The following is an 11,050-nucleotide window of genomic DNA, read 5'->3' as shown; positions in this document are numbered from 1 at the left end:
GTGTGTAACACTTTGAGTGATTTTGAACGAAACAATATTGTTTGTGGTGTCACGCACCAACTGGGTATTGTGACAATATCGTAAGTCCTAATACTAAATTTTATTCCCTATTCCCTATTCCCTATTCCCTACTCCCTACTCCCTACTCCCTACTCCCTTCATTTCAAAATTTCTTCTAAAGCAGGCTTCAAATTGGGATAATCGTATTTAAAACCGCTTTGCAAAGTGCGTTGGGGTAAAACTTTTTGACCTTCTAAGACTACTACCGCGCCGTCACCTAACATCGCTTCGATCGCAAAAGCTGGAACGGGTAGCCAAGAAGGACGATTCATCACTTCACCCATCGTTGTAGATAGTTCTGCCATGCGGACGGGATGAGGAGCCGTAGCATTGTATATACCAGACATTTCCGGGCTATTTATAACTTGGAGTATTAAACTAACTATATCGTCTACGTGAATCCACGAGAACCACTGCTCGCCACTACCGATAGGACCTCCAGCAAACATCTTGAATGGGGTAATCATTTTACCAAGCGCACCACCCATTCCCAGTACAATTCCAAATCGCAGAATTACCAGTCTTACGCCGCTATCTGTCACTTTCTGGGCTTCTGTTTCCCACTCTTGACAAACTTGAGCAAGAAAATCGCTGCCTGGGGTGCTATTTTCATCAAAAATAGCTGTTTCACTGGTACCGTAATAACCAACCGCAGAAGCATTGACTAATACTTTGGGCTTAGTCGTACTCTTAACTATAGCTTCAACAATTTTTTGTGTAGTTAACTTACGACTGCTCAAAATCGACTGTTTGCGATCGCTCGTCCAACGTCCTTCGCTAATAGGTGCGCCTGCAAGATTTACTATAGCTTCACAACTAGCTATTTGATTTTGCCAAGAACCAGATGTACTTGGCGTATAAGCAGCGATTTCTACATTAGGATAAGCATTAGACGGGAAAATCTTTTGGGCGCGGTTGGGATCGCGGGTTAAAACTAGTACTTCCGTATTCTCAACAAGCAATCGTTCTACCAAACGACTGCCTACAAATCCTGTTGCTCCAGTAATTGCGACTTTCAATTTGTTTACCTGCACCAAAACATTATTTTACTCGGTTTGGGAACCTGTAACCCACACCTAAAAGAATATTTCTATCGTATTACAAATCCCATATCCTTTACTCTGACTGGAATATTAGTAATATTACTCTCACGATCGCTGTTTTATTCGTGAATGAATTTGTAATTGTTTAACTTTTATACGGCTAGGTATTATAGGATGGACGGAGTGTTATAAGTATAAAACCTGGGGCTATTATGGCTCGCTATACCTGTTCATATATTGTTTCTCTGCCCATAGACCATCTCCAACCGCTATTGATTCAACTTTTGCAAGAATGTAATTTAGATGTGCAATATTATACACCTGACTACATTATGGCACGGGAGATACCCGGTAACGTTCCTTTTTCCAAATTTGTCACCATAGAAGTACTGATCGACAAAAGTACGGCTACTGAAACAGAAACCAAGATGAATTTGGTGTTTAAAAATGAAGAATTACCACTCCAAGTTGAAAATCACTGCCGACGAGTGTTTGAATTTATGAAGCAAGTCATTGAAGATAGCCGTTACTGGCATTTAGTTGAAACTTTCGCTAGTTGACATCGAAATTATATGGCTTGGGGAGCGTCAAACTCCCCGGACATTTATTACAGGGCAGAATCTAATCCTCAGTATCTTCCGTATCTTCGGTCATACTGGGGTTTATTAACGTAATGTCATATTCACTAGCATCCGTATGCCCGGTTTGAGTTGCATCTCGTTGAAGTATGTAATAAATAGCACGTACCTGCGGACCGAATACGACTTCATCTTCATTCTTTAGGTCGTGAGCGGGTATTTTGCTACGTCCATTAATCATCAAACCGTTAGAACTAGCCCTGCCTTTGATGTCACCATCTACAATGCGGTAATAATATCGCTTGTCATTTTCATCTTCTCTCGGTAGTTTCACCAAAGTGGCGTGACGACGGGAGACGAATTGCGATACCAGATGAATATCGCAATCCCGGTCTCTACCAATAGAGTAAAGGGGATTATCTAAGGTAAATTCTTTGCGTCCCTGGTCGTCTTCTATAATCAAGATATGAGTTTCATTCGATTGTACTGCCATAGACTTATCGTTGCTACAACCGCTTAAACTATCAGCAATCAAGATTCGTTCGGTATTGTTTATTGCCATTATCGAACCGTTAATCAGTGGTCAGAAGCTGCTATCTATCTCCAATATTTACTTTGATTGCAAAAGTAGAACGGTAATGTTTTACTCTGGAAGATTGATTCAGCTAGAAGAAACGTTTCAACCATTTTAATGTGAGAAACGTAACATAATACTACCGACCTAGTTTAACCTGAGATGAGCTAAACGGATATTTTTCCTCATAAAGAATATCTCTAAAGGAGGATTTTAGGAATTAGTGGCAAATCTTCTTAACAGCAGGGAGTTAGTAACTACGCTCACGGAACTGAAAGCCATTAAAGCCGCAGCACCTCCGGGATTAAGAATGAAGCCGAGGCTCGGTAATAATACACCAGCAGCCAAAGGAATTCCTACTATATTGTATGCAAATGCCCAGAATAAATTTTGACGAATTTTATTGAAGGTGGCACGACTAAGGGCGATCGCTTCAACAACATCTTGCAATTTATCTCGCATTAAGACAATTTCAGATGTTTCCATTGCTACGTCGGTTCCCGAATGCAGGGAAATACCGACATCAGCGATCGATAAGGCTGGTGCATCGTTGATTCCATCACCGACCATTGCTACAAGGGATTCGGGATGAGAATTTTGCAGCGATTCAATCACTGCTGCTTTTTTGGCGGGAGGAATACCTGCTATGGCATCATTAGGGTCTAATCCTAATTGTTGGGCTGTAGCTAAAGCGGCTTCCTGAGTATCCCCGCTAAGTAACATGACTCGCAACCCCTGAGAACGTAGCTGCTTGACTGTAGAAAAGGCATCTGCTCTTAAGGTATCTTGAACGGCAATCAGTCCAGCAATTTCGTTTCCAGTTACGACACCAACTACTGTTTTACCAGCTTTAGCTAAGGTTTGAATTTGCTGTATTATGGTTTGATTAATTTCAATTCCGTTCAAATTCAGCCATTCCCGGCTACCTAATAATATCGTCGTCTCTTCAACTACGGCAGATACACCAAATCCCGGTTCGGTATGAAAATCGGTCGCTGCGGGTATCGATAATTCATGTTTTTTTGCTTCGTTGAGAATTGCCGAGGCTAAAGGATGTTGACTACCACTTTCTACAGAAGCAGCTAGCTGAATCAATTTACTAGCAGTAGTTCGATCCGAGACGGGAATGCAGTCAGTGACGGTAGGATTACCAGTAGTTAAGGTACCAGTTTTATCAAAAACTATTGTCTTTAATTGATGTACCTTTTCTAAAACATCCCCACCCTTAATCAATAAACCTTGTTCCGCGCCGATACCAGTTCCGACTAAAATTGCTGTGGGTGTAGCAAGTCCCAAAGCACAAGGACAAGCAACCACCATCACGGCGATCGCCAATTTTAAACTAATTAAGATTGGGGAGTAATGAGTTGGGGTTGAGGTATGGATGTAGCTGTGGGTCGAGTGTGAATGGGTAAGCACTGCTGATACAGCGATATCATGCCAAATGTGAGTACCGATAAAGTACCAAAATACAAATGTTAGTAAAGCTGTACTTAAAACGCCGTAGGTAAAGTAACCGGCTACAGTATCGGCTAATCTCTGGACGGGTGCTTTACGAACTTGCGCTGCTTCTACCAAACCCACAATTTGGGCTAGGGTTGTATCGTCTCCTGTACGAGTTGCCTCAATGACGATTGTTCCCGACTGGTTGATGGTTCCTGCACTGATGTTGTCTCCCACTTGTTTGGGGACTGGTGCTGATTCTCCGGTCAGCATGGATTCATCAATGGCTGTTTTACCTTCTACCACTTCACCGTCAACGGGAATCTTATCTCCTGGAAGGACTTGCAACCATTCACCAATACGGACTTGTTCGGCGGGAATTTCAATAATTTCCCTGGTTTCATTGTCGTTATCTTGATTGCGTTTAGATATTAATCGGGCAATGTTGGGTCTGAGTGATAGTAATTCTTGGAATGCGGCCGAAGCGCGATTTCTAGCTCGTTTCTCTAAGGTACGTCCCAAGAGAATGAACCCCAATATCATTACGGGTTCGTCGAAGAAACATTCCCAACCTAGTTGAGGAAATATTAACGCGACTACGCTGGCAATATATGCACTTAGAGTTCCCAATGCCACTAAAGTGTTCATGTTGGGTGCATTGCGTCGCAAACCCAACCAACCATCTACTAAAATGGGGCGACCCGGTACTAAGATTGCTACTGTTGCTAATCCAAAGTGCAACCAGATATTGTGCAGCGCTGGAATTTTTAAGCCGCTAAGACTGCTCAAGTGTCCCACTCCGGAAAGCACTAGCAGCAATACAGAAATTATCAACTGTCTTTGAGCATCGCGCATTTCTTGGCGCTTTTTTTCTTCAGCTTTTTGTAAGGCTTGAGCGCTATCTGTCTGTGTGCGTGGTTTGCGGGGTTTACTCGGAAATCCAGCCCCTGTCAATTCCGCAGCTAATGCATCGGCATCTATTGTCAATTCCGAGTCTACCACTGCGACCCCTGTTGCTAGGTTCACAATTGCTTTGTTGACTTTTGGGAATTGAGTTAACTGCTTTTCTACCGCTCTTACACAGCCAGCGCATACCATACCCTCGACATCAAGGGTAATTTTTTTGCTGAGGAGCGTATCGGCTTGATTTTTTTGCGGTGCAAGTTGCATGGAAAATGTTCGGATTCGCTATGAAAACAAGGATGCCGTCTTCTGGGACATAACATTATGGTTGCCCCTACTTCGAGGGTAAGCGAAATCCGGACTTATGACCGAATGTCTCAGGTATGAATTTTTGTGAAACTAGATATTTAACTAAATTCTTTGTTGCGATGCCAACGCAGATAAGTAAAGTAAATTACAACACTTACCTGGAATGGAATTAAAGCAGCTTGGCTTTTGAGAAAGGGATCGATTGACAAACTAGATATTGCCAAAAAGTAACCCATACCCAAGCAAGTAAGCATTACTAAGGTGAGATTTTTACGTTTGAACATCGGTCTGCGCGGGGTAGAAATATTATGTTGTCTATTTAGATGTATTTGAGAAATAATCTAAAACTTTAATTTTTAATTTTCAGCAATTCTATCCAGATTTTAACAACAAAAATTGGATATATAAATATATGATTATCAAAATTATTAATTTGCAATAGTAACTTATGATTAGGTAGTAAATTAGATAATTTCTCTGTATGCTTTGATTTTCATCTTGTTTATAGCTATTTAACCGCTAAGACTTAATGAATAATTTAGTTGAATATTTACATAAAATCTAACTAAAACTAATCTCGCACTCACAAAGGTATGTATACTAAATATATTTGACAAGTAAAGTTATTAGTATTACTATTCCAAATTAATAATTTTTCTAAAACCATCCTTGCTTATTCATGAAGTAGGTACCAACGAAATCATCGTGGGATTTATTCAAGTAAATCATTCCTTCAATTAAACCTATAAGCTGCATAATCAAAAAACTTAAACCGTAGGTAAAATAACCGCCAACTAAAGAAATAATTATGGTAACTAAGCCTTCTGGTGCGTAACCAAGAACAAACTTATGAATACCAAAACCTCCGAAAATAATCCCGCAGTAGCCAGCCATTAGCTGTTTGGTAGCGTGAGAGGGAGTGAGTTTTGCCATATCGCTGCTCCTTAAGAATAAAAATATAAAATTGGTTAGCTAATTTCTGCTGGCAAGGATCGATCAATAACCGATCGCTACCACCAAGCCTAATACTGTTTGAAATGAGTGAATAATGCTTACCACAATCAAGCCCCAACCGCGTGTTGAGTTGATTGCATTCAGGATGCTCTTCCGACTGTTTTTATATTTTTTCAGCAGCTTATCGCTGCTTTCTGCCATTTAGCGACAGATAGCTACTAAAACACAACTGATTACAATAATTGCCACCCATCAGCAATGCCATATTCAGTTTTACAAGTCCTTGTTGAAAAATTCCGGACTTTTTTAGAGCGCTATAACCGATGACAGAACTTGTTACACCCCTTTAGCGGATGCTTACAACAACAGCGAAATATATCGTGCTTTCTCGCTCTGATATTCTATTGATTGATAAATGTGGAATACGAATGATTATTTTTAATTTTAGCCAAATTGAAAATAACCTACATCTCCACAAAGGCTGAAACTAATCAATAAAAACTAATATGTTTACTTAGATAGTCAGTTATATATCTAACATAATCTTTAAGATTGCTATTATATTGAGCATTTATGCTCGCAACCAAAAATGTATCTACATTCACTATGGTAAATACCCATCGCAAATTTGTTACACATAATTAATGCAGTTATTTTTTATTTTGACAACGGTATAGGTGGAGTGTCAATTAGTACTATTACCCAATATAAATAGACTCAGGAGAGTGCCACTGTTCCAAAGACTGTGAACAAGCATAGGAGCAAGAAGATTTCGCGATCGCGAATAGACCACACCAAGCACGATCCCCAATGCGCTCAGCGGTAAAATTTCCGATAAGCTCAGGTGAGCAGCAGCAAACAAGAAACTAGAAAAAAGTATCGATCCCCATACTGGTAAGTAGCGAGTTAGGGAAGGGAGCAAAAATCCCCGAAATAAAAATTCTTCAAATAGTGGTGCGGCGATCGCAGCTGTAGAGAAAAATATCAATAATGCGAGATTATCTTGACTTTTTAGAACTATTTGTAGTAGGGGGTTACTACCACCTTGTCCTTGCCAAAGTTGTTGATTAATTAAGGAAACCACGATAACTATCGGAATTGCCACGCAATAGCCACCGATCCCCCATAACACCCACCCATCCCACAAACGAAAGCGAAACCAATCTTCGGTCAGGGGTAAATATTGTTTGATCGACAAATACAGTACTAGTAGGGAACCCGATGCAACGAGGATATAGCTGAGCAACACGTAAAATGCTTGGATTCGCACGTTATCGACGGGACGGGGTATGGGAAGCAACTGTAAAGCGAAAGGTACGAGTAATTGTCCCATCAAGAAAAAGCCGACCACAAAAACCTGTAAAATTGTTTCACCATCCCAAGGAGTTATCCATTTTTCCTCGGCATTTCGAGCTAATAATGCAGCTTTTCGTTTGATTACCCACTGTCCGAAAGTAAAAATTAGTAGCCCTAAACCGATAAAACCTCCCAATGCGGGAAGAGTTGCGATCGCGGTTAACTTAAATAAAGCTTTTTCTGCGGCTTGTTGCTCGGTAAATTTAAGATTATTTAAAGATTTTGTATCTTGCTCAATTTGATATGTTTTTTCTAAAGCACTATAGCGGAACCAACCTTGAAGATTATCTTTAATCAATAATTCAGCATCTTCTGAAACTCTGGGGGAATCGTCCCACAATGCAATTAACATCTGACTGGTTTCGCTAAATTGGGGATTGATGCTGGAATTTTTTTGTAATTGTTGCCAAGTTGCGATCGCACTATCTGTATCACCTTGACGTGCTTGGATAATACCAATTTGTAAGTCCAACTCAGCGAGGGATTTTTGTAGCTGACTGGAAGTTTGCTGTAATTGTCTCTGCTGTACTGATGGGGAAAGATTAGTTACGGGAGGAACCGATGATTGAGGTGGTGTCGTAATTTCAGGTTGCTTGCGTAATTGCGCTAATTGCTCTTGAGCTTTTTTCAAATTAGTTTCCGCTGAATTACGTGCTTCTTGATATTGTTTCAACGCACCATCAAGAGGTTTTGCACCAAGTATCGCTGTTTTTGCACTTTGGATTTCCTTATTATCAGAGGATTGCCATTCAGTTGCTTGCAATACAATATTGGTTTGATACAGTTCCAACTCGCTTTGGAATTGAGGTTCCTTCCAACTTCCAACTAGAGAGGAACCGGAAACTAAAATCGCGACTAATGTCAGTAAAATTAAAAATATTCGCTTAAGTGTCATTTATCTATAGGAGTTAACAAGCTTTCTCTGGAAATTATCGCAATAAAACGCCACAAGAGACATCTTTCTGGAGAAAAGCTTAGGATGATTTAACTTTTGGATGAGGAGAGGGGGATGGGGGGATGGGGGGAAATAGCTAAATTATTAACTAACTTAGAGATAAAAACATAGCATTTTGCCCAGAAGCCGCATCTTGGTAATAATTTAGAAGTTCTTTGTAAATATTGTACAGAATATCAAAAACTATATCAAAGTCATCTCTTAAATTTTTCAATTTTAACCGTTGGTGAAATTGGTTATAAGAAAAATTTGATAAAGCTTGAGCAACTTGTTTCACTTCATCGGCTGTTAGATATTGTGGAAGCTCATAAACTGTTTCATATTCTATTGTTTTACCTCCAAAAATGACATTTATTGAAGGTAAGCTATCTTTTTCATTGTTGCCGATTAAAAACGGTAAAATAATTGATTCATCATAACCAGTCAGTATAAAGTGAAGGATACGCCATCTTTTATCAACATTGAATTCTAAATATTTTTTTCCTTCTGCAATTATCAAGGGGATATCTGATTCAAGCTTTTTAAAATCTTCGGTTTTTTTTTAAGTCTTAATTTTTCTAAAGTTTCTCCTACATAGTTAGTAGCTTCATTAAACCATTCATAATCTTCCGAATCATCTAAATCAATATCGAATTCTTGCCAAAAAAGCGAGTCAGGTAAATACTGAGCATCATCAAATAATTCAACAAAATCAGGATATTTTAAAATTTTTTCTAATAAATAGGCAGGGACTTGTTTGAAATATACTTCTATTCCCATTACGAATTATCCTATTTTCTCTTTCACCCAACTCCGAAATGACTTTAACAAAGCTATTTCTCCCATAGTTTTACTTTGCTCGATAAATCTACCAATATCTTTTACCGATACTAAAGGAAAAGCAATACTAAATTCACATTCAACATATTCTTGTTCAAGTAGCTGATAGAATTTCAAATTGTTACCGTCATATCTCCACAGTTCGCTAACACCTAAAGCAGAATAAATATCTAACTTATCAACTGAACTACTGGTAATATCAATTTCAATTGCTAAGTCGGGTGCTGGAGAATTGCTTAAATCAAGGGTTTCTCTTCCCCTAACGGCTAATTCATTTTGAATGTAGTAACAGTTATCTGGTTCTATTCCTTTTCTAACAATTTTTCTTTTTAAAGTTGTCGAACCAGCGCTTTTAATTTCTATATTCAGTTCTTCAGCCAGAATAAATACAAAACGGTCAAAATTTATCTTCGGATTTTCGTGTTCAAAAAGCGGAGTCATAATTTCTAAAGTAGTACCGTCATAAGCAAATCGAGAACCTCTATCTTCACCAGTTTCTATAAGTAAAGTTTCAAAGGTTTCCCAACTAATGTTATGCAGTACGGTTCGCTGTTCTGCGTTTGTATAAGTTACAATCATTTTTCAGAAAGAATATGACACAAAATTCCAAATATTTTATTTATATTCTTAATATAGTATTCGTTGAGGTCAATCTCTACAATGTTTTCATTAAGTTTAAAAAATTTCCAATTAGTTGCAGTAGTGACAGTTCCATAAATAATCGGAATGTTCTTACCTTCTTTCTCGTTAAATATTTTAGCGGCAAGCATTTCTGCAACGCATTGACCTAAACTTGCATTAATATTTTCTTTAGCTTCTACAATAGTAATTACAGGGACATTTAAAATTAATAATTATGGAGAAAGACAGAAAATAAAGTCGAAATTTCCATTTAAACCTTGACTGGAATCAACTGTGAAATCAATCCCTGAAAATAAACTTACTTGATTTTTTAAATACTTTCTCACTGCAATTAAAATCGGCGAAAGGATCATTTACGAACGAGATTTCTCTGTATTGCTGGCTAGTGCTAATGGAAGATTTTCCCTTAAAGTTTCTACAAGTAACGATGATGTTTCTATTTCAGGTATCGAAGCAAAGATATCAATCGTGTCAGAAATCGTCAGATTAAAGACTTTTCTGACTTTAGATAAAGTAAAGTCATTGTATGACACGCGATTTGCTCCTGTAATACATTCTATAATTTTTAAGCCGTGACTAATGACTTATCTTCTTCCCAGGAAAGTAAAGTATCTAGTTTTCCAGATTCTACGAAAGTTCTAGCGGCTAACAAACAAGGTAGCAAATCAACACACATTTTTGCTGAATAATTTCCTTCTTGTGCGCCTACAACTAGTTTTTCTATTTGATCGTCTGGTTTTAATAAATTAACTAGAATATAAAAATCAAAGTTATCAAAAGTTGCGGTAACAACATATTTTCCTGCACCACCTCCAATACTCATATAAGTTTCATCATCAGCACCCAAAGTTACTAAAGTTTTGTTTTTACCATTTAATTCTCGGATAGCTGTTTCGATTTGATTCCAAGTTGGTTTTTCTATTAATTCATCTTGGTTAAAGTTATCAATCCATTGTTCTACTGATAAGTTTGATACAAACATCTTTACTTCCTTCTTTTTGGGGGTTTAATTGTTATAGTTGTACTTTTAGCAGGAGTAATAATTGTTAGTTCTTCTATACCTAACTGCCAAGCCATAGAATTTACCCCTCCTCTTAAACCGCAAGCCGCACAAAGTTCTCTATCTACAATCAAAGTAGCCTTACCTCCTTTCATACTGGCATCTGCTGCTTGCTGAAAAGCATCGGCTTCTGCATGAGTTTTGGTAATAGGATTAACTCTAAAAGTAATTTGTCGAAGACTAGGATTACTACTAGAATTGATACCAAAGAAGCTTTGATCGCCTATTTCTAGTTTAGCGACAGTTGACTTATCTGTTTCACTACCTGCTGGTGGCAAGCCTATATGCTGTCTGTATTCAGCGAGTTCATCAAAAATATTATTCGTTTTTCTTTACCTCGCCGTTTTTCGATTT

The 11,050-nt window shown here is 38.4% G+C and carries 14 protein-coding genes; 1 reads left to right on the top strand and 13 read right to left on the bottom strand.

Annotated features, from left to right (window positions below):
• Window positions 1–158 precede the first annotated feature (158 nt).
• On the bottom strand, window positions 159–1,079 hold the full coding sequence (locus VB797_RS28585; protein ID WP_323241154.1) for a TIGR01777 family oxidoreductase: 921 nt from the start codon (window positions 1,077–1,079) through the stop codon (window positions 159–161).
• 236 nt (window positions 1,080–1,315) lie between these two features.
• Between VB797_RS28585 and VB797_RS28580 the strand changes: the two genes are divergently transcribed.
• Complete coding sequence (locus VB797_RS28580; RefSeq protein ID WP_323241153.1) at window positions 1,316–1,663, top strand: hypothetical protein; 348 nt, start codon at window positions 1,316–1,318, stop codon at window positions 1,661–1,663.
• A gap of 61 nt (window positions 1,664–1,724) precedes the next feature.
• Here VB797_RS28580 and VB797_RS28575 read toward each other — a convergent pair whose 3' ends face one another.
• The 12 genes from VB797_RS28575 to VB797_RS28520 form a co-directional block, all read right to left on the bottom strand.
• Window positions 1,725–2,243, bottom strand: a complete 519-nt coding sequence (locus tag VB797_RS28575; RefSeq protein WP_323241152.1) for an FHA domain-containing protein — start codon at window positions 2,241–2,243, stop codon at window positions 1,725–1,727.
• A 225-nt stretch (window positions 2,244–2,468) separates the two neighbouring features.
• A complete protein-coding gene (locus VB797_RS28570; RefSeq protein ID WP_323241151.1) occupies window positions 2,469–4,868 on the bottom strand; it encodes a heavy metal translocating P-type ATPase in 2,400 nt (799 codons plus the stop codon).
• A gap of 140 nt (window positions 4,869–5,008) precedes the next feature.
• Window positions 5,009–5,194 (bottom strand): hypothetical protein, encoded by a 186-nt coding sequence (locus VB797_RS28565; RefSeq protein WP_323241150.1) that lies wholly within the window; start codon window positions 5,192–5,194, stop codon window positions 5,009–5,011.
• A 373-nt stretch (window positions 5,195–5,567) separates the two neighbouring features.
• A complete protein-coding gene (locus VB797_RS28560) occupies window positions 5,568–5,843 on the bottom strand; it encodes a hypothetical protein (RefSeq protein WP_323241149.1) in 276 nt (91 codons plus the stop codon).
• Between the two features lie 63 nt (window positions 5,844–5,906).
• Window positions 5,907–6,065, bottom strand: a complete 159-nt coding sequence (locus tag VB797_RS28555) for a hypothetical protein (RefSeq protein ID WP_323241148.1) — start codon at window positions 6,063–6,065, stop codon at window positions 5,907–5,909.
• A gap of 484 nt (window positions 6,066–6,549) precedes the next feature.
• Window positions 6,550–8,115 (bottom strand): CPBP family intramembrane glutamic endopeptidase, encoded by a 1,566-nt coding sequence (locus VB797_RS28550; RefSeq protein WP_323241147.1) that lies wholly within the window; start codon window positions 8,113–8,115, stop codon window positions 6,550–6,552.
• A 148-nt stretch (window positions 8,116–8,263) separates the two neighbouring features.
• On the bottom strand, window positions 8,264–8,674 hold the full coding sequence (locus VB797_RS28545) for a DUF1877 family protein (protein ID WP_323241146.1): 411 nt from the start codon (window positions 8,672–8,674) through the stop codon (window positions 8,264–8,266).
• A complete protein-coding gene (locus tag VB797_RS28540; RefSeq protein ID WP_323241145.1) occupies window positions 8,671–8,934 on the bottom strand; it encodes a hypothetical protein in 264 nt (87 codons plus the stop codon). The genes VB797_RS28545 and VB797_RS28540 overlap by 4 nt, the downstream gene beginning before the upstream one ends.
• A 6-nt stretch (window positions 8,935–8,940) precedes the next feature.
• Window positions 8,941–9,573: a Uma2 family endonuclease gene (locus VB797_RS28535; protein WP_323241144.1), complete on the bottom strand. Its 633-nt coding sequence runs from the start codon at window positions 9,571–9,573 to the stop codon at window positions 8,941–8,943.
• 416 nt (window positions 9,574–9,989) lie between these two features.
• On the bottom strand, window positions 9,990–10,169 hold the full coding sequence (locus VB797_RS28530) for a hypothetical protein (RefSeq protein ID WP_323241143.1): 180 nt from the start codon (window positions 10,167–10,169) through the stop codon (window positions 9,990–9,992).
• Window positions 10,170–10,201: 32 nt separating this feature from the next.
• The gene (locus VB797_RS28525) at window positions 10,202–10,618 is read right to left on the bottom strand and encodes an Imm1 family immunity protein (protein WP_323241142.1); all 417 of its coding nucleotides are present in this window, start codon (window positions 10,616–10,618) and stop codon (window positions 10,202–10,204) included.
• Between the two features lie 2 nt (window positions 10,619–10,620).
• The gene (locus tag VB797_RS28520; RefSeq protein WP_323241157.1) at window positions 10,621–11,013 is read right to left on the bottom strand and encodes a deaminase; all 393 of its coding nucleotides are present in this window, start codon (window positions 11,011–11,013) and stop codon (window positions 10,621–10,623) included.
• Window positions 11,014–11,050: the final 37 nt, after the last annotated feature.

Origin of the sequence: Rivularia sp. UHCC 0363 (assembly GCF_034931125.1) — a bacterium.
In the GTDB taxonomy this organism is placed as follows: Bacteria; Cyanobacteriota; Cyanobacteriia; order Cyanobacteriales; family Nostocaceae; genus Rivularia.
This window is presented reverse-complemented; position numbering and strand designations above follow the sequence as displayed.